18 protein-coding genes and 1 pseudogene are annotated in these 24,041 nt (G+C 38.8%); 6 read left to right on the top strand and 13 right to left on the bottom strand.

What is annotated here, in order from left to right; genetic code table 11:
- Window positions 1–383: 383 nt before the first annotated feature.
- Window positions 384–1,352, bottom strand: coding sequence for a 23S rRNA (adenine(1618)-N(6))-methyltransferase RlmF (gene rlmF / locus AC5YDM_RS02480; RefSeq protein WP_496150571.1), 969 nt, complete (start codon window positions 1,350–1,352; stop codon window positions 384–386).
- Between the two features lie 290 nt (window positions 1,353–1,642).
- On the opposite strand from rlmF, the gene AC5YDM_RS02475 reads away from it, so the two are divergent.
- The gene (locus AC5YDM_RS02475) at window positions 1,643–2,707 is read left to right on the top strand and encodes an SDR family oxidoreductase (protein WP_496150570.1); all 1,065 of its coding nucleotides are present in this window, start codon (window positions 1,643–1,645) and stop codon (window positions 2,705–2,707) included.
- A gap of 101 nt (window positions 2,708–2,808) precedes the next feature.
- On the opposite strand, the gene AC5YDM_RS02470 is transcribed toward AC5YDM_RS02475, so the two are convergent.
- The 7 genes from AC5YDM_RS02470 to AC5YDM_RS02440 form a co-directional block, all read right to left on the bottom strand.
- Entirely contained in the window at window positions 2,809–4,788 is a 1,980-nt protein-coding gene (locus AC5YDM_RS02470; protein ID WP_496150569.1) for a glycine betaine transporter, read from the bottom strand.
- A gap of 260 nt (window positions 4,789–5,048) precedes the next feature.
- Entirely contained in the window at window positions 5,049–5,522 is a 474-nt protein-coding gene (locus tag AC5YDM_RS02465; protein ID WP_496150568.1) for a YybH family protein, read from the bottom strand.
- 204 nt (window positions 5,523–5,726) lie between these two features.
- The gene (gene ligA, locus AC5YDM_RS02460) at window positions 5,727–7,766 is read right to left on the bottom strand and encodes an NAD-dependent DNA ligase LigA (protein WP_496150567.1); all 2,040 of its coding nucleotides are present in this window, start codon (window positions 7,764–7,766) and stop codon (window positions 5,727–5,729) included.
- A 93-nt stretch (window positions 7,767–7,859) separates the two neighbouring features.
- Window positions 7,860–8,951: a cell division protein ZipA C-terminal FtsZ-binding domain-containing protein gene (locus tag AC5YDM_RS02455; RefSeq protein ID WP_496150566.1), complete on the bottom strand. Its 1,092-nt coding sequence runs from the start codon at window positions 8,949–8,951 to the stop codon at window positions 7,860–7,862.
- Between the two features lies 1 nt (window position 8,952).
- A complete protein-coding gene (gene smc / locus AC5YDM_RS02450) occupies window positions 8,953–12,417 on the bottom strand; it encodes a chromosome segregation protein SMC (protein WP_496150565.1) in 3,465 nt (1,154 codons plus the stop codon).
- Window positions 12,418–12,427: 10 nt separating this feature from the next.
- Window positions 12,428–13,123 carry a GntR family transcriptional regulator gene (locus tag AC5YDM_RS02445; protein ID WP_496150564.1) on the bottom strand — a complete coding sequence of 232 codons (696 nt, stop codon included), beginning with the start codon at window positions 13,121–13,123 and terminating at the stop codon, window positions 12,428–12,430.
- Window positions 13,124–13,284: 161 nt separating this feature from the next.
- Complete coding sequence (locus AC5YDM_RS02440) at window positions 13,285–14,085, bottom strand: sulfite exporter TauE/SafE family protein (protein ID WP_496150563.1); 801 nt, start codon at window positions 14,083–14,085, stop codon at window positions 13,285–13,287.
- Between the two features lie 27 nt (window positions 14,086–14,112).
- Between AC5YDM_RS02440 and AC5YDM_RS02435 the strand changes: the two genes are divergently transcribed.
- The 3 genes from AC5YDM_RS02435 to AC5YDM_RS02425 all read left to right on the top strand — a co-directional run bounded on the left by AC5YDM_RS02435 (window position 14,113) and on the right by AC5YDM_RS02425 (window position 16,612).
- The gene (locus tag AC5YDM_RS02435; protein ID WP_496150562.1) at window positions 14,113–14,865 is read left to right on the top strand and encodes a biotin--[acetyl-CoA-carboxylase] ligase; all 753 of its coding nucleotides are present in this window, start codon (window positions 14,113–14,115) and stop codon (window positions 14,863–14,865) included.
- Window positions 14,866–14,901: 36 nt separating this feature from the next.
- A complete protein-coding gene (locus AC5YDM_RS02430; protein WP_496150561.1) occupies window positions 14,902–15,633 on the top strand; it encodes a type III pantothenate kinase in 732 nt (243 codons plus the stop codon).
- Between the two features lie 280 nt (window positions 15,634–15,913).
- Window positions 15,914–16,612, top strand: coding sequence for a toxin-antitoxin system YwqK family antitoxin (locus tag AC5YDM_RS02425; protein ID WP_496150560.1), 699 nt, complete (start codon window positions 15,914–15,916; stop codon window positions 16,610–16,612).
- A gap of 125 nt (window positions 16,613–16,737) precedes the next feature.
- On the opposite strand, the gene AC5YDM_RS02420 is transcribed toward AC5YDM_RS02425, so the two are convergent.
- A complete protein-coding gene (locus AC5YDM_RS02420; RefSeq protein ID WP_496150559.1) occupies window positions 16,738–17,301 on the bottom strand; it encodes an RBBP9/YdeN family alpha/beta hydrolase in 564 nt (187 codons plus the stop codon).
- A gap of 108 nt (window positions 17,302–17,409) precedes the next feature.
- Window positions 17,410–18,816, bottom strand: coding sequence for a signal recognition particle protein (gene ffh, locus AC5YDM_RS02415; RefSeq protein ID WP_496150558.1), 1,407 nt, complete (start codon window positions 18,814–18,816; stop codon window positions 17,410–17,412).
- 143 nt (window positions 18,817–18,959) lie between these two features.
- Between ffh and AC5YDM_RS02410 the strand changes: the two genes are divergently transcribed.
- On the top strand, window positions 18,960–19,772 hold the full coding sequence (locus tag AC5YDM_RS02410; RefSeq protein ID WP_496150557.1) for a cytochrome C assembly family protein: 813 nt from the start codon (window positions 18,960–18,962) through the stop codon (window positions 19,770–19,772).
- 96 nt (window positions 19,773–19,868) lie between these two features.
- On the top strand, window positions 19,869–20,792 hold the full coding sequence (locus AC5YDM_RS02405) for a tRNA dihydrouridine synthase (RefSeq protein ID WP_496150556.1): 924 nt from the start codon (window positions 19,869–19,871) through the stop codon (window positions 20,790–20,792).
- 124 nt (window positions 20,793–20,916) lie between these two features.
- Here the strand turns inward: AC5YDM_RS02405 and AC5YDM_RS02400 are convergent, their stop codons facing one another.
- The 3 genes and pseudogenes from AC5YDM_RS02400 to AC5YDM_RS02390 form a co-directional block, all read right to left on the bottom strand.
- A complete protein-coding gene (locus AC5YDM_RS02400) occupies window positions 20,917–21,852 on the bottom strand; it encodes a hypothetical protein (RefSeq protein WP_496150555.1) in 936 nt (311 codons plus the stop codon).
- 6 nt (window positions 21,853–21,858) lie between these two features.
- Entirely contained in the window at window positions 21,859–22,782 is a 924-nt protein-coding gene (locus tag AC5YDM_RS02395) for a LysM peptidoglycan-binding domain-containing protein (protein WP_496150903.1), read from the bottom strand.
- Window positions 22,783–23,039: 257 nt separating this feature from the next.
- Window positions 23,040–24,041: pseudogene (locus AC5YDM_RS02390) on the bottom strand (DUF2345 domain-containing protein); the annotation flags it as partial.

The raw sequence follows: 24,041 nt of genomic DNA, 5'->3' as shown, positions 1-24,041 counted from the left end.
TTGAGGATGATTATGCTAAATATATCTCTAATTTGCAAAGTAAAATATTTCTAAGTTTATGATTTATATAAAATAAAAATGAGAAACATACGCATTTACAATGCCTATTAAGCGAATTAACATATATAAAAGAACATCTTGCATTCAGCACAAGACTGAAGCACCCCCAACAAAACCACTTTTATGTCGTATTGGTTTTTTGTAACCAAATTCAAAATCATTGCCGTATCTGTTGATCGTCCCTAAGCCACTCAATTCAGATTAACTTAATGCATCAAAGCACAGCAATACTCTCATAAACTTTTGCTTCGCTAAGCAGAATAATGTCTAAAACTCCGCTAAAGCCACCTCAACTTTCACCTTAAAACATCATTAACTCAAAACTATTTCCAGCGAGCGCTCATCCAGTCTTGCTGTTGCTTTGAATCAAGGAAAGTCCAGGCCACAAAACGGCTCTCTTTCTGCCCCTGAGCCATATCGATAGTTTTGACTTGCAATGCCCCCATATTTTTTAACGCTTTTAACAATACGGGTAAAGTGGTCTTCTTCGATACGAGCGTAGTAAACCAAAAACATTGCTGAGCAAAAACCACACTTTCTGCGACCATTTGGCAAACGAAACGTTCTTCTCCACCATCACACCACAATTCATTTTTTTGACCACCGAAGTTCAAGACCAACTTAGCCCCTTTCTCCTGCTTTCCAAGATTACGTAATTTCTTCGTTGCTGTTGCATTCGCTTCCTCTTGAGACGCATGAAACGGCGGATTGCACAAGGTGAGATCAAAACGATCTGTGGGCTTAATAATACCTTTAAAGATATTTTTCGGTGTTTTTTGCTGACGAATATGAATCCCTTTGGTCAAATTACGATTTGCTTGTGTAATCAACTGAGCACTAGCGACCGATGCAGGATGAATATCTGTTCCTACAAATTTCCAACCATAGCTGCGGTGACCAATAATAGGATAGATACAATTTGCACCAACACCAATATCGAGCACCTGAACTGCATGTCCTGCTGGGATTTGACCACCATTACTCGCACTGAGTAGATCAGCCAAATAATGGATATAGTCCGCTCTCCCAGGGATCGGCGGGCAAAGGAAATCTTTAGGAATGTCCCAATACTGAACCTGATAAAAGTGTTTGAGCAATGCTTTATTCAGCATTTTTACAGCGTCAGGATGGGAAAAATCAACGGAAAGATCATCATATTGATTCAGTGATACATAAGGCGAAAGTTCTGGACAACTCGCAATCAGCTGGGGAAAGTCGTAACGACTGCGATGTAGGTTTCTTGCATGTAATTCCGATTTCTGTTTAGGGAGTGATTTCTTTGCTTGCGCCATTTTTTTGCCAATAATCTACTAAGGACGAGAATAATTTGATGACACAGGTTTGATTCCTGCGTGGGAACTGACATTGTACGTCAATTCAATTCAAGATGACGATCAAATGTCTTATCTGGCTATCCCATCAAGTTACATATAGATCAGCAGAATGCCCTAGATGAAAGCAAAGCGCGTAAAGCATCACATGATCTAAATCAATAATTAAAACCTGATCAAATTAATCAAAGACAAATCTTTAGATTCTCAATATGATAAAAGCAAAATTGATCAATCAAAGTTGAAACAATATGGATAGCAAGACAATAACAACACCCGTTCTAGTCACTGGTGCAACAGGCTATATTGCCAGTTGGGTGATTCAAAAACTTCTTGAGCAAGGGTACGCTGTTCACGCTACTGTTCGTGATTTAAATAAAACTGCAAGTTTTGCTCATCTTGAAAAAATTGCACAAGAACTGAATGCCAATCTAAAATTTTTCAAAGCTAATCTACTTGATGAAGGCTCATTTGACGAAGCCATGCAAGGCTGCGAAGTCGTGATTCACATGGCTTCCCCTTTTTTGGTCACCAATTTTAAAGACCCAATTGCAGACTTAGTTGATCCAGCTGTTAAAGGCACGATTAATGTTCTGAACAGTGTAAATCGCACTGAATCTGTAAAACGTGTTGTAGTCACTTCAAGTATTGCCTCAACTTATGGCGATGCGATTGATATTCTCAAAACTGGAAACAGTGCCTTTGACGAAAGTCATTGGAATACGACAAGTAGCCCCGATCACCAACCCTATTATTACTCTAAAGTGGCTGCTGAACGTAAAGCATGGCAAATGCAAAAAGCGCAATCTCGTTGGGATTTGGTCTGCGTAAACCCCGCATTGGTCATTGGTCCATCTCTTACTCCAATGACAAAATCTGGTAGTGTTGAAGTACTACAACAATTCGGCAGTGGTGTGACTCGTTTTGGTGTGCCTAAACTCTGGAGTGCCTTGGTCGATGTCCGTGATGTCGCTGAAGCACATTTAACTGCTGCATTTAAAGCAGATGCAAAAGGTCGTTATATCATTAGTGCCAAATCTTTGACTTTGTTGGAAATGGGGCAAACCCTAGCTCAATATTTTGGTTCAAAATATCCATTTCCACGTATGGAAACACCAAAGTTTTTAGTCAAAGCAGTTGGACCTTTTCTTGGGCATTCACGTAAATATGTCGAGCTGAATGTTGGTTACCCAATTTACTTCAATGCTCAAAAGAGTAAAGATGAATTAGGCATTGAATATCGTGAAGTTGAAAACAGTTTGGTTGAGCATTTCCAACAACTCATTGAAGACGGAATTGTGAAAAAACGCGGTTAAACATTCTAAGTATGTAAATACATAAAAAGGACGCCTCAGCGTCCTTTTTTAATACGATATTCAACACATTTGAAGTAGACAAGATAAAAGGATATTCCATCTTATTTAGAAGGTTCAGGCATACGCACCAAACTCAAAAAGTGTAAATGACGTTCATATTGATCAATGATGTCTTGAAGTAAATCTTCACGAGTCCAGTCCATCACGTCATAGGCCTGACCACCCTCTCGCAAGAACACTTCTGCTTGAAAATATCGAATATTTTCTTCACTCGATTCAGGCATGAAGCTTGGGGGTAAAGTCTCACGAGCCACCACTTGATAGATAAAATTCACTTCATTGTGATGATCCACTTTCAATGCCAAACCATTTTCAATTTGTTCGATCATCACTTTTAAATAACGCCGCTTAAATTCAACCTGCACACTTTCAAAAGCAGCCTTAACATCAGTATCAATATAATGATGCACTTCAGCTTCACTATGCGGATAATGCATAATCAAGCCTAAACGCTGTTGCCAACTGCGAGGTGTTTGAATCGCTCGCGGTGTGATTCTCGCATCTTGAAGTGCATACATTTTGGTGACATCTAGTTTTAAGGCTTTGAGCAAGCCCCAACTGATAAACAGCATGATCAATGTAAAAGGCAAGGCACTCATCATCGTTGCAGATTGCAAGGCACTTAAGCCACCAACCAAAAGCAAAACGATCGCAAGAAACGCCATCAAGAATGTCCAGAATAGACGTTGCCAAGTTGGAGATTGATCAGATTTTGCAGTGAGATAATCTGTGACTAAAGCACCTGAGTCCGCTGAGGTGACAAAGAACAACATGATCAATAATGTTGCGACTAAACTCATGACAGAAGAGAATGGAAGCGTTTGTAAAAACTCAAACAGTGCTACAGAGGAGTCCGTTTGAACCGCAGTCACGAGTCCATGGTTTGCTTCATGCAAAATACTATATAACGCAGCATTGCCCATAAAACCCATCCAAATCAGGGTAAATCCTGACGGAATAAGTAATACTCCCACAATAAACTCACGGATACTCCGTCCTTCTGAGACCCGAGCAATAAACATCCCTACAAATGGTGACCATGAAATCCACCATGCCCAGTACATAATTGTCCAACCACCAATCCAACCATTCGGTTGATAGGCATAGAGATTAAACGTCATACTAAATAAATTAGAAACGTATTGACCCGCATTTTGAATCGTTGTCTGTAATAAATAAATACTTGAACTGGCAAAGAAAACAAAGAGTAATAAGGCAAGCGCTAAAATCAGATTCAATTCTGATAAGCGCTTAATCCCCTTATCTAATCCAAAAAATACGGACAGAGATGCCATTGCACTTACGATGATGACCAGAAAAATTTGCGTGGTCGAAGATTGCTCAATGCCAAACAGATAATTCAATCCAGAGTTAATCTGAGTCACACCAAAACCGAGTGTCGTCGCCACACCAAATACGGTACCTATGGTGGCGAAGGTATCTACAGCATCCCCGATTGGACCATAAATACGCTTACCAATCATTGGATAAAGTGCTGATCGAATTTTTAAAGGTAAATTATGTCGATATGCGAAGTATGCTAAAGCCAAACCAACAATGGTATAGATCGCCCATGCATGAAAGCCCCAATGGAAAAAGGTGACCCGCATGGCTTGCTGTGCAGCAGAAATCGTCTCACCTTCACCAACGGGTGGAGAGACATAATGCATCACAGGTTCAGCGACACCAAAGAACATTAAGCCAATACCCATACCCGCAGTAAACAGCATGGCGAACCATGAACCATTGCTATAGGTCGGTTGGCTGTGATCAGGACCGAGTTTGATTTTACCCATATCTGAAAATGCAATGTAAATGAGTAAAATCAGGAAAATAGCGACAGATAGAACATAGAACCAGCTAAAAGAATCTGTAATCCATTGATTCAATTGCTTGGTGAGAAGATCAAAAGCGTTGGGTGCTAAAACCACTAAAGTGAGAAATAACGCAATAATAATGACTGTACTTAAAAAAACATTTGGATTCACATTTGAATACCAAGATGTATTTTTGGAAGGCATACATCCCCCATTTAATTTTTAATTTAGGTGATTGACCACAATGGTCTTAAAAGCATTCGCACGAGGCGAATCAAGGACAGGTTCTGAAGACAAACATTCGAACTGAGGACATATAATAATTTATGATTAAAAATAAAGCAGTTACCTTAATGTAACTGATCAATGACATGAAAGTGATTGATTAGGTCATGATTCTAAGAATTTCAAAACGTACATGGTTAAAAGCCCACTCATGTGGGCTTTAATTAAATATTTAAGTATTAAGCCATAGCTTGGGCAGGATTTTGAGAAAACATATAACGATAAATACGCCATTGTTGCTCTATTCTCTTCAGCAAAAATATTTCACGAAAATAAGACTTTATCATTAATCCTGAATCTAAATCTTTAATTTCAGCCGGTTCTTCACAGCGAACAATCGCTAAATTATGATCGAGATCAATGGACTGAATCTTTAACTCACCATGAAGTTCGATGGTATTAAATGTATTTTTATAAAATTCGATAATAGCTTCTTTCCCCGAAAGGCTCTGCAATTGGTCTGGGATGATTTCAGCTTCTTGATGATAAAGATCTATGATTTCGTCAATCTTTTTTTGATTCAATAACTCACCGTATCGAAGTACAACTTGCTCAGGGGTCAAAATACTTTGGGTAGATTCAGATGCTAATAATTTTTTTTCGATAGCATCCGCTGTTAAATGTTCACGTTGAATAGACGTCTTTTTTGTCATTGGTATTGCCTTTAATATTTAAAATGTTCTCAAAAAATATTACGCAATAAAAACCCAATTGGAATCAGAGCATACAGCAACTCTGCGTTACGTTTTTAGAAAGATAGAAAATTCATTTTTAAACAAGATCATTTTGTCCATAAAAAAACTGAGTCCAAACCCAATAGAAAAGGCTTGAGACTCAGTTTAGTTTTAACGTAAAGATTATGCTTCTAAACTTTGACCATATTCAGCCATTAAAGCTAAAAAGGCTTGCTCATCTAAAACAGGCACACCCAACTTCTCTGCTTTTTCAAGTTTTGAACCTGCTTTTTCACCTGCAACAACACATTTGGTTTTGCTTGATACACTGCCACTCACACGTGCACCTAAAGCTTGCAACATTTGAGTTGCTTCATCACGCCCCATTGAGCTTAGCGTTCCAGTAACAACCCAACTCTCACCATTTAAGGGCTGTCTTGTCGGAGCAATAGGCGCATCCCAATGAATCCCAGCTTCGATCAAACGGTTGACCACTTCCACATTATGTTCAGCTTGGAAAAAGTCGATAATCCATTCAGCAGTAATATCACCGACATCAGGCGTTTTCTTTAACGCTTCTAAATCTGCAGATTTCAGTGCATCTAAAGTTTGGAAAGTATTTGCAAGCATACGTGCTGTGGTTTCCCCTACGCCACGAATACCTAAAGCAAAGATAAAACTGGCAAAAGTAGTTTTCTTACTGTTTTCAATCGAATCTATTAAGTTCTGAACCGATTTCTCACCCATTTTTTCAATGGTAAGTAATTTTTCACGATGCGCATGTAAGTGATAAATATCTGCGACATCTTTGAGTAAATCTAAATGCAGCAAAGACTCCGCCCAACGGTCACCCAAACCTTCAATATCCATCGCTTTACGCGAAACAAAGTGACGAATCGCTTCGATACGTTGTGCTGCACAATACAAACCACCTGAACAGCGCGCTAATGCTTCACCTTCAGGCATCACCACAGGTGATTCACAAACAGGACAGTTCGATGGCAAATGAACTTCAACCGCATTAACAGGACGGAATTCAGGCCAAACTTTTTCAACCTTAGGAATCACATCACCGCTACGATAAACACTCACTGTATCGCCAATGCGTACATCTAAACGATGAATTTCCCCAATATTATGTAAAGTCACATTTGAAACCGTCACACCACCAACCGATACTGGGTTCAAACGTGCTACAGGGGTTAATGTTCCCGTTCGTCCCACTTGCCAATCAATATTATCTACCGTGGTTAGAGCAGCAACTGCAGGAAATTTATAAGCGGTTGCCCAACGTGGTTCACGACTGAGAAAACCCAATTGCTTTTGCTGTTTTAGATCATCAACTTTGATGACCATGCCATCAATTTCAACACTAAGATTTGCTCGTTCAGAATTAATTTTTTCATAGGCAATTTGTACTTCTTGAATAGAATCACAGACAAAATGCTGTTCGCCCACAGCAAAACCGAACTGCGTCAACCATTCTAAACTTGCCGACATCGTCGTTTGCCCATGATGCGGTTCGCACTGTGCTATTCCATAAGCATAAAATGCCAGTGGACGTGATGCAGCAATGCTTGGATCCAATTGACGTAAACTCCCTGCAGCAGCATTGCGTGGATTGGCAAAGGTTTTTTCACCTTTCGATTCATTTTCTGCATTTAATTTTTCAAAGCCAGCTTTCGGCATCAACACTTCACCACGGACTTCCAGCAGTGCTGGAACAGGTGTTTTAACCGAATTGAGTACTTTCGGTAAGTTACGAATCGTTTTGACATTTTCAGTGATTACTTCACCTGACTCACCATCGCCACGAGTCACACCGCGAACCAACACACCATGTTCATACCACAGTGAAATGGCTAAACCGTCAAATTTGAGTTCAACGTCATATTGAATTTTTTGATTGGGCAAACGCTCTTCAATACGGCGTGAAAATGCAAATAATTCGTCTTGATTAAAAACATTCCCTAAAGACAACATCGGTACGGCATGGGTGATATTTTCAAACTTAGATAATGCCTTTCCACCGACTTTATTGGTTGGTGTATCCGCCTGAGTTAATGCAGGATATTGTTGTTCTAAGGCTTTAAGTTGATGAAACAACTGATCATATTCGCTGTCTTCAATCGTTGGCTGATCCATTACATAATAAGCATGATTATGTTGTGCAAGCAGTTGAATGAGTTGACGCATTTGCGCCAATACAGCAGTTTGATCCATGAAATTTCACCATATAAAAAGGCGGAAAATTCCGCCTAAATTTGTCTAACATCAGTATAACAATTTTCAAGAATTCGTTTGAAATGAATTCGCTTAAACTTCTTGTCCAGGACGATAATCTATCGCCTTATGACGCCAATGTTCTTTAAGCTGAGGTGTAAATTCAAGATTATTTTCATCGTATACCGTACCGTCCGTTTCACGAGCAATTAAGCCTGCGATACTGACCATACTGTCATAACCCTTTTGAACATTTTGATGCGGTAAAGCCAAGAAGAAAGCCAAACCTTTGACTTGTTCAACAGACAACGCTTCTAAATCAAAACCAGCCGGCCCTTCTTCAGTGATACGAAGGACAGAGAACATTAAAGGACTGACTTTTTCAGGATCTTCATAGCGGTGGAAACAGTTCATTTCACCAAAACGTAGACCATATTTCAGCAAGACTTTCAGTGTTTTATCGCCTGATAGAGCCTTACGTGGATTTGGATAAACATTCAAACTAATAATGTGTTCCGCGCGCGCCAATTCACTTTCGTCATCAAAGCGCTGTTGTTCGTGCAAATGCACATCCAAAATACTACTTTCCTCTTCATAGTCTTTAATTTCAGCCGTTTGCACATTCGGGTTTAAAGAAAATTCAGGTTCTTTCAAGATTTTAGTGACATCACTTTCATCTTTTCCAGATAGAACTTGAGTTTCAGCAACAAGCGTTGCTTTATCTTGTGTTGTGGGTTGAATCTGTAACTCTTGATCAACCTTCGCCTGATCTGCTTCTTTTTGAACTGCAATACGATCTTCACTCTGATCTTCAACACGCACTTCGGCATTCAAATCAGAAGAATCTATTTTTTCTTGATTATTCAGAGCTAAATTTTCTTTAACTACTGACTCAGTCACTTGATCACTTGATGATTCGACAGCTTGCTTATCATCTGCTGACTCAGTTTTTTCAGTTGTATGAATACTCGGCTCAATACGTTCAGCTGTTTGAGCTTCAGCATTTTCTGTCTGAAGTTGATTGCGTACATGACGTGGAATAACAGGTGTGTTGCTGTCTTCATTAATATGTAATTCAGTTTCCAAAGACGGTGCAGCTTCATTTGGTGAACGCAACATCATTCGCAAACCAACAACACAAATGATGATCGCAACCACAATTCCAATAATTGTACTGATTTCCATATTATGACTCCGCAACTAAACCGTATTCTTTCGCATCTTCCAAATTCACAGTGACGAGCTTCGATGTACCTGGTTCAGGCATCGTCACACCTAATAAATCAGTTGCCATAGTCATCGCAACTTTATTATGGGTAATGTAAATGAATTGCACCTGATCAGAAAGCTCTTTTACCAAATTACAGAATCTTCCTACATTTGCATCATCAAGAGGTGCATCAACTTCATCAAGTACACAGAATGGCGCAGGATTTAATCTAAAAATAGCAAACACCAAAGCCAAGGCTGTTAACGCCTTTTCACCACCCGACAACAGTGCCAATGAACTGTTTCGTTTACCTGGTGGTCGAGCCATCAGTTTAACCCCTGACTGCCAATCATCTTCTAAACTTAAACTTGCCTCACCACCATTAAACACTTTTGGAAAGAGCTCAGCCAACTCTTTATTGACCTGATCAAAAGTGGTCATAAACAGTTTTTTGGTTTCCTGATCAATGCTTTTCATTGCATCTTTCAACTGTTCGACGGTCTTTTCCAAGTCTTCAATTTGATGACTTAACTCTTCAAAGCGTTTAGAAACTTCTTCATACTCTTCCGAAGCAGCCAAATTCACCGCACCAATTTTCTCAAAGCTTTGCAGTGATTTTTCCAGTTTAATCTGATGTGCACTCAGATCAATACTCAGATTTTCAAGTACATCACTATTCAGCTCTTTCAACTGTTCAGAATAGTGCTGTAAGTCAGATTTTGCGACTTGCCATGCCAGTCTTTTTTCTTCCAACTGACTTCGAAACGTCTCATCACTCTGTTGATGTTGATGACGTAACTCAGTCAAATTCTGTTGTTTAGATTGAACATTATTCAGTTCAACTTGCCACTCTGACCATGTTTTTTGCAATTTTTCAGTGATCTGAAGCTGTTCATCAAACTGACTTTGTAAGCTTGGTAACTCAAGCTGTATCGGATCGACAAACTTTTTTGCCTGTTCAATTTGACTTAAGATCTGTTGATACTGTGATTTTAAGAAAGATACATCTTTCTCTAACAATTCAATCTGTTGTTGATTTTGAACGGCTAAACGGCGAGATGCTTCCAAGTCTTGTTGTTTCAGCTGAATCTGTTGTTGTAATGCTTCAACTTGATCCGTTAACTCTTCCAATTGGAACTGCTGTGTCTTATATGCAGGTAAATTTTGTTCAAGCTTAAGATTGAGTGCATGCAAATCAATTTCTAAATCATCTTTTTGCATCGCATCTTCTTCAAGCTGTGTATCCAACTGAGTCAATTGCGATTGTAATTGTTGCTTTTGAACATCGAATGCCTGAACTGCGGTTTGCTGTTTGGCAATCAACACATCTAACTTCTGCGTTTCTGCCTGCTGAATTTTCAAATTGCTTTGCAACTGTTGTAATTCAGTTTGTAATTCCGAAGCTTGCGTCGTGAGTTGAGGTAATTCAGCTTCAGCCTTTAGCAACTTTGGCTCAAGTTCCGCTAAAGCTTGATCAATTTCATCTAAGCGTATGCGATGACTCAGTGCACCTTGGGCAGATTGACTGGCTTCATCAAAGAACAAACCGATGACCCAATCTGTACCTACATGGTAACCATCTAAACTGAGAATAGACTGACCTAACTTTAGCTTTGATTGATGTGCTAAAGCTGATTGAAGATCTTCACAAATCGCCACTTGATTCCACAGACTATGTACAGGTGATTCAATCCAATCGGCTAAACAACTCAAATCACCGAGTTGAATATTTTTTTCATGACTTGGATTGATCTGTTGAGCTTTGATCTGACGCGCAATATTTTCTTGAAATGCACCATCTTGATCTAGTACTTGTGCAGAGAGCCACTTTGCCAAAAACTTTTCAATCAAATGAGCATAGGGTTTTGCAGCATCTTTTAATTTCAGTACTTGCATCAATTGAGTGACATTTTGATCACTTTGTTTTGAGACTTTGACCACCAACTGATTTAAGTTTTTTTGTTCAGACAATAAAACTTGTATTTCAGACTTTAAAGCTGAAATTTGAGATTTTTGGGTTTGGATCTGAGCTTGAATAACTTCAAGTTTGTCCTTTTGCTCAGCAATCAACTGTTCAGATTGTTCAGATTGCATCTGATATTTGGCTTTATCTAAATTTAATTGCTCTAAATCTTGATCTTGGAACTGCTGTTGAATCTGAATCGACTGAGATATCAACGTTTCTTTTTGCTGTTCTATTCGCAAAATATTTTTAGCCAGTTGTTCGCTCTGCGCTAACATTTGTGCTTTTTGTTGTTGCTGTTTTTCGACCTGCTCTTTAATTTGAGTAAAGCTTTGCTGTGCTTTAACATGTTGCGCTTTGAGATCGGCAAACTGTTGATGCGACTGCTGCCCATCACTTTCACTGCTTTGCAAATTTTCAGTTTGCAATTCTTGTTGGTTATACAAACCTTCAAGTTGCAACTCAATTAACTGTATTCGTTCTTTGGTTTGTATTTTCTGTTGTTCGAGTTGCGCTAGAGTTTCAGTATTTTGTTGAAACAAACTTTGTTTTTGCTCCAAGTTCATCTTCAACTCAGCCAGTTTTTTCTCAGCGTGTTGCCATTCATTTTGTAAAGGTGTCGATTGCTGAATGAGGCGTTGAAACAATTCACTGGTCGAAGCCAAGTCATGTTCAACCGTGGTGAGCTCTGAACGAACCAATTTGAATTGCTCGCCCAAATCGGTCATTTGCGTACTGTATTCTTGTTGAATTCGCTGACTTTGTTGGCATTGAAAAGATAAAATTTCGATTTTTAAAGTACGAATTTCAGTTTCTAAAGCTTTGTATTGAATTGCAGTTTCAGCTTGGCGCTTTAGGGTTTTTAACTGTGATTTTAATTCTGAAGCAATATCATCTAAACGACTCAAATTTTGTGTCGTATGTTCCAAATGTTGCATCGTCTCACGACGGCGTGCTTGATATCGAGAAACCCCTGCAGCCTCTTCGATATATACGCGCATTTCATCTGGTTTAGCATCGACCAAACGGTTGATCATACCCTGTTCAATAATCGCGTATGAACGAGGTCCTAAACCTGTGCCCAGAAAAATATCGGTAATATCACGACGGCGACATTTAGTACCATTCAAAAAATACTCAGACTTGCCATCGCGATTCACTTGGCGACGTACTGCAAGCTCAGTGTAGGCATTATAAGCCCCACCTAACTTGCCATAGGTATTTTCGAAGCGTAGTTCTACACTTGCCATACCTACAGGTTTACGTTTTGCCGTACCTGTAAAAATGACATCTTGCATGCTTCCACCACGCAATTGGCGCGCGCTAGACTCCCCCATAACCCAACGTATCGCATCGATCACATTGGATTTACCACATCCATTTGGCCCCACAACCGCAGTACGATTGTCTTTAAATTGTAATGTGCTACTGTCGGCAAAAGATTTAAAGCCTGATAGTTTTAAGCTGCTTAAACGCATAGTGTCCTGATTATCTGCGCGATCTCCGCGCCCAAGCTAATTCGATTTGTTTCATCCGTGTTAATGACTCTAACACTAGGTTGCGCAAGTGTCGGCAAAAATCTTCCATAAATAAAGTGGCTTGTTGTGATTTTCTGATCAAAATTGCATCAATCACTAACTTAATCAGTTCTAAAGCATCTTGAAGTTCACGTCTAGAGGTATTCAACGTTAAAAAATAACTACGGCGTAAAGAAGGTAACAATTCTTTAAAAAATTTCATCAGATAAGGATTGGTGACCATCGCATCTTGTTGAGCTAAAAACTGAAATACCCCATCATAAAATTTTTCAGTATTGCTTTGTTTCACTTGCTCAATCAAATGGGTCAATAACTGCTGTATCGCTTCAGCTTCATGAGTCCGCCATGTCTCACTCATACGTTGAACAATTTGCCCCAACATTAGCGCACAGGTATCAAATAAAGCGCGGACTTGTTGTGCAGACATTTCAGAGACAATCGCGCCACGACGTGGATAAATCTCAATCAAATGCGTTCTTTCAAGTAAAAGCAATGCTTCACGTACTGAACCACGACTGACATCGAGCTCTTTCGCAATACGTAGTTCTTGTATTCGCTCACCTTCGACCAATTCGCCACTAATAATTTGTTCACTAATATGTTTGGCAATTTGCTCCGAAAGGCTGTCCTTTTCTTCCAATTGCATAAAATTCCTACTTATTTTTATATATTTAGTCGACCCATAGCTGAGCTGACATATCGTTTTTATATGAATAAGCTATGGGTTGACTATGTCCTTGTCGGACAATTTTAGGAATTTAAAGTCAATTGGAATAAGATTTAACACATTTTAAGATGCCGCCTTGTTTAGAAAAGCCCTTGATAAATAAAATAAATTCCGACTGAGCTGAGTAATACGGCAAAGCATTTTTTCAACATGGCTGGCGATAATGCATGCGCAACTTTTGCACCAATTTTCGCTGTAATAAAGCTCATCACACTGATGCCAATAAAAGCATAAATATGTACATAACCAATGGCATTTTCGATATTGCCATGTGCTTTCGCACCAAAGAACATAAAGCCTAATGCGCCTGCAACAGCAATGGGCAAGCCACAAGCAGCAGATGTTGCGACGGCTTTTTGCATCATTACACCATTTTTATTCAAGTAAGGTACGGTTAAGCTTCCGCCGCCAATGCCAAAGATTGCAGATGCAATGCCAATCCCACCACCTGCAAGTGTTTGTGCAAATGGTGGTGGTAAATGCTTTGATTCATCAACCACAGCTTTTGCAGTACTAAACATGCGATAAGCCACCCAAATGGCAAATACACCAATCACCAATTGCAGATTACCGCCAGACATCATGCCTGCAATTGCTGCACCAAAAAATGAGCCTAAGACCAGCCCAGGCGCTAGGTTTTTAAAGACGCCCCACAACACGGCACCCTTTTTATGATGTGCCATGACTGAACTGATTGAAGTCACCATAATCGTTGCTAAAGATGTCCCCAATGCCATGTGCATAATCACATTCGGGTCATAGCCCATCTGGCTAAACACCACAAATAAAATCGGTACAATGATCAGGCCACCACCCACTCCAAACAAACCTGCGGTGAATCCAGCAATTGCACCAATAGCTAAATATATGATTAACTCCATAAATCTTTTACTCTTCTCAGATTCAACATGGATTTAGAGACTCGTCATCTTCGACAACTTCTCAGTAACGCTCAACAACTTCCTGAGGTACTTTTACTCAAACAGACCACAACATCGACCAATGACGAAGTGCGTGCATTGGCCAAACAAGATGTACAGGGTATTTTAGTTTGTAGTGAACAGCAAACGCAGGGACGAGGTCAGCACCAAAGACAGTGGGTATCACCGATTGGTAATATTTATTTAAGCACATTGCTGGAAACACGCATACCCTTAGATGGACGCCTCTCTCTTGAAATTGGTTTGAATATTCTTCAAATTCCTGCATTAAAGAGATTGAATAACCTACAGATTAAATGGCCGAATGACTTGTTCAGTGCACAAGGAAAATGGGGCGGAATCTTAGTTGAACCGATTAACGCAAATCAAGCGATTGTCGGTGTTGGGGTAAATCTGCTACCTGTATCGCAAGAAGGAATTGATCAACAAGCAACGTCATTGTTTCAATTGGGCTTAGAACATCCTAATCGTATTCAAATTATTGCTGAGCTGTATCTCGCTATTCAGCAAGCAGGTCAATGGTTTGATCATGGCAGTTACAACCTCTCGGGTCGTTTTAACAACTATGCTGCGTTTATGGGTCAGCCTGTCGAATTTGAACAGATCCACGAGACCGTTTCAGGCACATTTAAAGGCATTTCTGACGATGGTCGGATTAATATATTGACAGAGCAAGGATTACAAGGATTCTATCAAGGTCGTTTACGCGCAAAAAATTAAAACCAAATAAATGCTTAAAATATTGTGGAAAATGTCATGAAACAACTGTGGCTCGATGTTGGAAATACCCGTCTTAAATATTGGATTACTGAAAACAATCAAGTCATCGAGCATGCTGCTGAATTGCATTTGCAATCCCCTGCGGACTTGATGCTGGGCTTGATTCAGCATTTTAAAAATCAAAACTTAAGTAAAGTCGGTATTTCATCTGTTCAAGATAAAAAGAACAACGACCGGATTATCAAGATTTTAAAAATGCTCGATATTCCTGTGCGTTTTGCCAAAGTCCATGCCGAATATGCAGGCTTAAAATGTGGCTATGATGATATAGGACAGCTCGGAATTGATCGGTGGTTACAGGTTTTGGCTGTGGCAAATGCAGAGCAAAATTTATGTGTTGTGAGCTGTGGTACTGCACTCACCATTGACCTGACTGAAGGATTACAGCATTTGGGCGGATATATTTTACCGAACTTGCATCTACAGCGTAATTCACTGATTCAAAATACCAAAGGGATTAAAATTCCAGATATCGCTTTCAATGAACTCTGTCCTGGTCGTAATACCATTGATGCAGTGCATCACGGCATATTCTTAGGACTACTCAGCACCATTCAAAACGTAATGAAGCAATCTCCTCGACAACTGATTCTCACAGGTGGAGATGCGCCCCTATTCGCACGTTATCTGGAAGAGTATCAACCGATCATTGAGCATGATTTATTACTTAAAGGGCTTCAACTTTATTTATCTCAACTGGATAAATGAGTCGATTTGAAGTCGTTTTTTCATCCTTCAAAATAAAACGATTTCATCCCTTTTCAGCTATACATTGCTTATACTCATATTAAAAAATGAATGTTGATTTTTTGTGATTTTTAAACAGGATTCAACATTCAGTTTAAACAATTCACTTATACTTAAATACTTCTAATTAAATTCAGTGCAACATCATCACGTTATAAAAAATTATCGTTTGCACACTAATATTTTAAATCATCTATAACTTCAATGATTGATAACAACGACACTAAGACGGATTAATACAATGAAATTAACGCACCTACTCTGCGGCACAATGCTTGGACTGACAGCAATCCTTACAGGTTGTACCAGTATGCAGTCTCAATCGACTCATATTCCTCAGAACATTCAACAACAACTCAATACCAAACAACCGATTATTTCGTATTTCAGTAAAACACCGAATGAGCAAGATTGCGGTTGTGCATCAACGGTTGATCAAACCTATTCTCTTAAACCGATTGAAGATGGTTATTACCGTACCTTACTGGGTCGTGATAAAGAAGGACGTTTCTTAGTTCAAGACTTTTTCCAAAAAACACAAAAACCTCAGTCTTCTCCAATTTGGATTCAAGATCCAATGGGACTGTTTAGCTTTGAAAATAAGTACGTGAGTGGCCCTGTAACACTGTATTTTGAAAATGGTAATGTTTCATTTCAAGGGACTTTAGAACAAGGCGAAGAAGTCGGAAAATCACAATCCTATTATAAAAATGGCAAACTTGGTCTCGAAAGTGAAATCGTTGAAGGCGAAACTGTAAAACAAAAACTATGGTACTCCACGGGTGCTAAAGCCGCTGATTTCAGTGTTTCTGATGATGCCTCGATTCAAGTAACAGACAACAAAGTCTGGAATAAAGAAGGTCAATTGGTTGAAGATGAAGCTCAACAAAGCGAAATTGTAGAATCTATTTACAATGAGTTAAATGCTGATCGCGAATAAATTTTGTCATCAATATATGATTCACACTTGAAGTGAATACATTAAAAAGCCACCGTCTAAGGTGGCTTTTTATTTCTCAACAATTGCTTAGACATGCTATGCGATTGAAAAAGGGTCTAGCTCAATTAAGCAGACAAGATGCTCTGAAGCAACTCCCACAATTGCGGGAACTCTCGATAACGATCTTCTTCTAGAAAATGCCCTGCGCCTTTAATTTCTAACATTTGTGCATTGATTCGCTGCCCTAAACAAATCGTTAAAGGAGCAGGTACATACAGATCATTATTTGAAAAAATCACATAACGCTGTTGGATATTCAAACGCAAAATGCCATCACTTAAGTGCGTTTGCTCAATAAAGTGATTTAACTCTGGCAACGATTTAAGCTTCTCTTTAAAGCCTGATACGCCAATAAAAGCTTTAATTTTCTGATGTTCAAGTACAGATGACAAATAATCAAGCACACTGATACAGCCTAAACTATGGGCGATCACAATGGTATCTGAATCCAAATATTGAAGCTGTTGAGTTAAATTCTGCTTCCAGATCAAATAATCTGGATGCATCGAATCCGTCATATTCAATACATGACACTCAACTCGAATATCTTCAAGTTGTTGTTTTAACCAAGGAAACCAGTGACTTTTCCCCGAGGCTTGGAAACCATGAATGATAAAGACTTTTTTCATTATTTTTAGTTCTAATAAAGAGTTTAATTTTAAAAACTAAATAATAACCAAATCTTAAGCATGAAAAAAGGCGCATTACGCGCCTTTTTTCTTGTCACAAGTGTCACATTACTTTTTCGGTGATTCACCAAATAGAGGACCCATGCCACCACCGCCACCGAATTTCTTCTGCATGCCGGTCAATGATTTCATCATTTTCGCCATACCTGTCGGATTGGCAAACTTCTTCATCATTTTAGCCATTTGAGCATGTTGTTTAATCAGTTTATTCACTTCAACAACATCCATACCACAACCCGCAGCAATACGCTTCTTACGGCTTGGATTCATAAGGTCTGGATTACGACGCTCTTTAATGGTCATCGATTGGATAATCGCTTCCATTTTCTTCACTTGCTTTTCAGGGTTCGCTTGCGCAATCGCATCTTGAATACCTGAATTGCTCATGCCAGGCAACTTATCCAAGAAGCCCATCATACCGCCCATATTATTCATCTGTTCAAATTGCATCAGCATGTCTTCAAAGTTGAAGCTTCCGCCTTTTTGCAATTTTTTCGCCATTTTTTCGGCTTTTTCTTTATCGACTTTGCGTTCAAGCTCTTCGACTAAAGAAAGTACATCACCCATACCCAAGATACGTTGTGCAACACGCTCAGGATGGAAAGGTTCTAAGGCATCAAGTTTTTCACCCATACCTAAGAATTTGATTGGCTTGCCTGTGATCGCACGAACAGAAAGTGCAGCACCACCACGTGCATCACCATCTGTCTTGGTTAAGATCACACCTGTTAACGGCAATGCATCATTAAAGGCTTTTGCAGTATTGGCAGCATCCTGACCAGTCATTGCATCAACAACAAACAAAGTTTCAGTCGGCTTAATTGCAGCATGAAGCTCTTTAATTTCGTCCATCATATCGTCATCGATATGTAAACGACCTGCAGTATCGACAATCAAGACATCAGCAAATTGAATCTTCGCTTGCTCAATCGCACGATTGGCAATCGTGATTGGCTTTTCATCAGCACTTGATTCAAAGAATATCGCACCAACTTCACCAGCCACAGTTTGAAGCTGTTTGATCGCTGCTGGACGGTAAACGTCGGCAGAAACCATGGCTACTTTTTTCTTTTGACGTTCTTGTAAGAAACGTGCAAGTTTCGCTGCAGTTGTCGTTTTACCTGCACCTTGTAAGCCTGCAAGTAAGATTACAACGGGTGGTTTAGCTGCTAAATCAAGGGTTTCATTCGCATCACCCATCATTTTTGTTAATTCGTCATGGACGATTTTAACGAAAGCTTGACCCGGTGATAGTTGGGTCATGACTTCTTGACCCAATGCCTCTTCCTTAACTTTCGCGATAAACTCACGAGTCACAGGTAAGGCAACATCCGCCTCAAGTAGGGCCATACGTACTTCACGTAACGTATCTTTAATATTGTCTTCGGTCAGTTGCCCTGAGCCAGTAACATTTCTTAAACTCTGCGTGAGTCGTTCTGTTAAGGTATCAAACATTGCAAAATCCGCTTAAAATGGTTGTTGCAAAAAAATCTTTCTTAAAATAGAAAATTTATGCATAAGATGCTATAGGATACTGTAGTTCGCATGGAATTTATATCTCATAACATGAATATTCAGCATCCAGAAAAAGGTTTGACATGATTAGCCTCCCTTTGGTTTACACAATTTTAGCATTAATTGCTTATACCACGTCTTTTTGGTATTTGTTTTTACACTTAATGTCAAAACGTGCTCCAAACCATTGGTTTATTGGCATTGTTTCAGCTTTAGGTCTTATTCTGCATGCCACAGTGTTATATCACGATATGACCACGCCAATGGGCATAAATTATGACGTTTTTAACCTAATGTCATTTACCTCTGCCCTGATGCTACTACTCAGTCTACTTTATAGTTCCTACCGCCCTGTAATCGCGCTGAATCTGATAGGCATACCTGTTGCAGCACTCGGACTCATCTTAGGTTTTACTTTAAGTCAACCGAAAGAATTTGTGATTGCTCAGAATACTTTAGGCTTAGACATTCATATTATTTTATCGTTGTCGGCATATGCAGTCTTACTGATGGCAACCATCCATGCCGTACTACTTTGGCTACAAAATCGCGAACTTAAAAATAAAAAAAAGAATCGTGTTTGGGTCAGTTTACTGCCTTCATATCAAGCTATGGAATCATTGCTTTTTGATATGTTGATCACAGGTTTTGGATTACTTTCAGTTGCTCTGCTCTTTGGTTTCTTTACCATTGATGATTTCTTTGCACAGCATTTAGCGCATAAGACTGCTTTTAGTATAGTCTCTTGGATTGTCTACGGTGCTCTACTTTTTGGGCATTATCGCTTTGGTTGGCGTGGGCAAAAAGCGATTCGTTTTACCATTGTAGGTTTCGTTTTATTAGCAATTGGTTTTATTGGTACTAAGTTCGTTTTGGAAATGATTTTAGGACGCTAAAATTTAGCGCACCAAAGATCATATAAATCAATAAAACTAGACATCCAAAAGTAAAATGCGTATAACCCTGTTTTTTGATTCAACAGGCGGATTGCTTTGAAACTCATCCTTGCACCGATGGAAGGCTTAACTGATCCAATTATGCGTGATGTACTTACATCCGTAGGCAGTTTTGACTGGTGCGTGACTGAGTTTATTCGAGTGACCAATTCTGTCTTGCCTGATCATGTCTATCATTCATATTGTCCTGAACTTTTAAATGGCGGTAAAACTGCTGCTGGCACACCTGTACATGTGCAATTTTTAGGTAATGATCCTGAAATGCTTGCAGCCAATGCAATCAAAGCTGTTCAATTAGGTGCACCAGCTATTGATATGAATTTTGGTTGCCCTGCTAAAACAGTGAATCGTCATCGGGGTGGTTCTGTTTTATTAGATGAACCTGAAGTCGTGCATGAACTCGTTAAAGCGGTTCGTGATGCCGTTCCAAGTCATATACCTGTTTCAGCAAAAATGCGCTTAGGTTATATGGATCGTAACTATACTTTAGAAAATGCGCATGCTATTGAAGATGCAGGTGCATCTTGGCTCACTGTTCATGCCCGTACCAAAGCTGAAGGCTACACACCGCCTGCATACTGGGATCAACTCAAACCAATTCGTGAAGCTTTAAAGATCAATGTGATCGCCAATGGTGAAATCTGGAACAATGCAGATGCGAAACAATGCCAGATTGAATCAGGCTGTGAAGACTTGATGATTGGTCGTGGTGCTGTCACAACACCTGATATTACACAATGTATTCGTCAAAATACGGAGCAGCCGTTATTAAGTTGGAATGATTTACTTGCACTTCAAATTCGGTTCTTAAATGGTTCATATAAAAAAGAAATGAATATGGTCGGTCGTTATAAACAATGGTTGGGGATGATGTCGAAGCATTATCCTGAGGCGAAAGAACTTTGGGATATCGTAAAAAAAATAAAATCATTAGATGATATATTATTCAGCGTAAAATAAATTATCACCTAATACTCCAAATATATTTTACAACATTAAAAGTCACTCTTTTAATACAACATCCATTTCAGAAAAAATCTATATTTTTATTCATCTATTACAAAAACACATAATGTTAATATATTCATAAACTCCAACCTCTATACCAATCATTTAATTTCATTTTATCAAACTCAATTTCATTATTTTTCGATTGACACGAAATATTATTTTCATGTAATACCTTTATAATTTCTTTATAAACAAGCTCATTCTGATATTCAGTATTTTTCAACAGATTAGAATACTGACAAACTTTATTCAAATCATTATGTTTAAAATCAAATGTATAAAATTGCATGATAAATAATATTAAATTACCATCATGATTTTGATTAAAAACATTTTCAATTTGATGGGTAAACTCTTCTTTATATTTTGAATTTCTTAGAACCTTTACAGTTCTTAGATCTTTAAAATAGAAATCAAAACTAAAAGTATTCTCTTCTGTTTCATAAGCCTGCTCATTAAGAATAAATGCAATATAATCCTTAATTTCCCCTTGACGACCTGCCGATATTGTTTGATTAAAAAAATTATTTATCATCTCTCTTAAACGCTGACCATCTAATTCAGTAATTTTCATCAATATTTCGTAATTTTGTTTCCCATCTTTAAACTCATCATCATTATACAAATTGAGTAGTTTAACTTTTGCATTAATTTGACCCGATTGAGCAAGTTGACTATAAGCCTTATAAATCTCAAATTTTTTATCAAATGAAAGAGGCTCATTCAACTCATTCATTTCTTTTCCCGCTAAAATTGCATATCGAGCATTTAAATCATTCTTTGCAGCTCTTTCCTCAATAATCTTTATTTGTTTTTCAGGAGATTCGTCATACTGTGTAATTTGATAGAATCCAGCTGCAGTTTCAGTTTGTCCTGGAGTCCAATGATCATTCATCAGCCAATTCATTTCTTTCACCTTGTTTTCTTTTTTATCCAATATAGCGTTCTGTGACTGCGTACAACCAAATGAAATCAAAGCTATTATTAAGATACCAATTATAGTTTTCATAAAAATCTATCCAGGAATCCTCAAACGTTTACCAACATTTATCTTATTCGGGTCAGTTATACCATTTTCCTTACACAAACTACTTACACTAACACTATATTTTTTAGCAATTTGCGATAAATTTTCGCCTCTTTTCACAGTATGAATAGACGGATTAGCTCCTGCATTTCCTCTATTAGGCTGATTACCACTTGCACCCGTACCTTTATCTTGTGCGGGCTTAATACTTCCACTGTTGAAAATACGGAATTCACCTTGAAATTGCCTTTCTAATTTACTATCTCGAGGGCTTCTTCTTAAAAACCTGCCATAAGGTCCTAAAAAGCGATAAGGTGCTGCTGTTGTAAACCATCCTAATGCTGTCATTGCATATACTGTGCCCACTCCCTTTTGCTTAGACAATCTTTCTGCAATACTGTTTGTCCCATTCCCTGCTTGGCAAGCCATAATTACAATTGGCTTATCAAAACGACAACCATCCTTTTTTAATTTTCTTATAATACTAGCTGGGGTATCTAGATTTGCACTATCGAGATATGTCAATAATGAAGGATTTGCATGAGTGAAAATATAATAATACTTAGTAGGCAAAATTCCTTGTTGTACTATTGATTGCACACATTGTCTCAACCCTCGATCCCCAACTTTTGTTGGGCTAAACCATTCAGAATACTGAATTGAACCACTCTTTCCAGTGTTACTTAATAACTCAGTATGCAGAATTAATTTTGCACCCTTCGGTACATTTGGATAGGCATCTGGATGATAATTAATCTTTGCATAATCATTTATTCTTTTTTGAAGTGTAGAATCTTTTTTTATAGCTAGTGCAAGAAATGCTGTACTACCTACTCGATTCGATGGAACATCAAAATCTGTGGAAGCTATATACTTTTGACCATCTTCTTCAATCCAATCATATGCAACCATAGATTGGGAAACTGAAGTGTCTAAATAGGCTTCTTCAACTTCTGGTAATATTTCTAATATTGCATTTCCGTATTCAGCAACGAAACCATCATTGTTTGAAACCCCAAGTATCTCTTCACCATTCTCTTTAATTAATCTATACGACCTATTAGGTAAAACTTTTTGAGTTAAATTATCAAATAATAAGTAACCCTTATTTTTTTGTTCTTCCATAATTTGAGGTAATGCTGGCAATCTTGTATTTATATTTCCACCACCTATAAAATTATGCTGTCCCGCCTTAACCTCAAATTTGGCACCTGTAGTTGAGAATATGCCCGAGCCATTGATTTTTAGTTGCGATCCACCTGCGGTCAAAATAATTTCTTTTGGACTCTTAAACTCAATAATATCTTCTGTAGAAATGATCTGAACACCTCTACGTGCGATCAAATCAAGTGCATCGCCTTGAGCCTGAATCTCAATCTTACCTTTACCCGCATAAAGTCGTGCGCCTTCTTGTGCTGCAAATAAACTAATCTTTTTAGATGCATGCCCAATCAAAGATTTTTGCGTAGAGATGTTAATGCTATCCCCTGCACTATGACTGATCTGACCATCTGCAGATATATGGATGTCTTCATTTGTTGCAAGTGCAATTGAATTTGGTGCAGCTAAAATCATCAATGCTTGCTTAAATGCATCTGACTTTTGTTTACTGCCTTTTTCAATTTGCTCCATAAAGTTTTGCAGCTCTTCAAGCACCTCAAGCGGATCGGTCTGCTGATTCTTTGCCACTTCACTTAAAGCTTTGGCGTTGTTCAGACTGCCTTCGAGTTGTGACTTCGCCTCGTTGGCATCAAGGTGTGTACCATTCGCTTGGTCTTGTTTGTAGGTTGAAAGGAGTAGGCCTTGCCCTGCTCGGATTCCGCCCCACTGATCGGTTCTCAGCTCAAAGCCTTCGCCTCGTCCATTACTTTGTTCTGTTTCTTTCGGATGACTTAGGTTACCGAGGTTAAGCTGACTGGCCCCATGGCTGTTTTGCAGTTGGGTGCTGATCTGTCCTGTGGTGTCATCAAAGCGTAGTTGTCCATAGCCTTCGCCTTGCACCTCTTTGGAGCGGATGCCTGCCAGCTTTTTGGTGTCTGGCAACTGTCCTTTGATATCGAATTTGGTTGGACTGCGTTGTGCTTCGTGGATGCGTCCCACCACGAATGGGCGGTCGATGTTGCCGTCGAAGAAGTCGATCACCACAATTTCATCGATGCGGGGTAGGAAGC

Source organism: Acinetobacter sp. CY81, assembly GCF_059515925.1.
The sequence above is the reverse complement of the archived record's forward strand: the minus strand, read 5'-3'. Positions and strand labels throughout refer to the sequence as shown.

Excerpts from the sequence above, each read along its gene's own strand:
- rlmF (WP_496150571.1), bottom strand. The coding sequence starts at position 1,352 with ATGGCGCAAGCAAAGAAATCACTCCCTAAACAGAAATCGGAATTACAT.
- AC5YDM_RS02475 (WP_496150570.1), top strand. The coding sequence starts at position 1,643 with ATGGATAGCAAGACAATAACAACACCCGTTCTAGTCACTGGTGCAACA.
- AC5YDM_RS02470 (WP_496150569.1), bottom strand. The coding sequence starts at position 4,788 with ATGCCTTCCAAAAATACATCTTGGTATTCAAATGTGAATCCAAATGTT.
- AC5YDM_RS02465 (WP_496150568.1), bottom strand. The coding sequence starts at position 5,522 with ATGACAAAAAAGACGTCTATTCAACGTGAACATTTAACAGCGGATGCT.
- ligA (WP_496150567.1), bottom strand. The coding sequence starts at position 7,766 with ATGGATCAAACTGCTGTATTGGCGCAAATGCGTCAACTCATTCAACTG.
- AC5YDM_RS02455 (WP_496150566.1), bottom strand. The coding sequence starts at position 8,951 with ATGGAAATCAGTACAATTATTGGAATTGTGGTTGCGATCATCATTTGT.
- smc (WP_496150565.1), bottom strand. The coding sequence starts at position 12,417 with ATGCGTTTAAGCAGCTTAAAACTATCAGGCTTTAAATCTTTTGCCGAC.
- AC5YDM_RS02445 (WP_496150564.1), bottom strand. The coding sequence starts at position 13,123 with ATGCAATTGGAAGAAAAGGACAGCCTTTCGGAGCAAATTGCCAAACAT.
- AC5YDM_RS02440 (WP_496150563.1), bottom strand. The coding sequence starts at position 14,085 with ATGGAGTTAATCATATATTTAGCTATTGGTGCAATTGCTGGATTCACC.
- AC5YDM_RS02435 (WP_496150562.1), top strand. The coding sequence starts at position 14,113 with ATGGATTTAGAGACTCGTCATCTTCGACAACTTCTCAGTAACGCTCAA.
- AC5YDM_RS02430 (WP_496150561.1), top strand. The coding sequence starts at position 14,902 with ATGAAACAACTGTGGCTCGATGTTGGAAATACCCGTCTTAAATATTGG.
- AC5YDM_RS02425 (WP_496150560.1), top strand. The coding sequence starts at position 15,914 with ATGAAATTAACGCACCTACTCTGCGGCACAATGCTTGGACTGACAGCA.
- AC5YDM_RS02420 (WP_496150559.1), bottom strand. The coding sequence starts at position 17,301 with ATGAAAAAAGTCTTTATCATTCATGGTTTCCAAGCCTCGGGGAAAAGT.
- ffh (WP_496150558.1), bottom strand. The coding sequence starts at position 18,816 with ATGTTTGATACCTTAACAGAACGACTCACGCAGAGTTTAAGAAATGTT.
- AC5YDM_RS02410 (WP_496150557.1), top strand. The coding sequence starts at position 18,960 with ATGATTAGCCTCCCTTTGGTTTACACAATTTTAGCATTAATTGCTTAT.
- AC5YDM_RS02400 (WP_496150555.1), bottom strand. The coding sequence starts at position 21,852 with ATGAAAACTATAATTGGTATCTTAATAATAGCTTTGATTTCATTTGGT.
- AC5YDM_RS02395 (WP_496150903.1), bottom strand. The coding sequence starts at position 22,782 with ATGGTTGCATATGATTGGATTGAAGAAGATGGTCAAAAGTATATAGCT.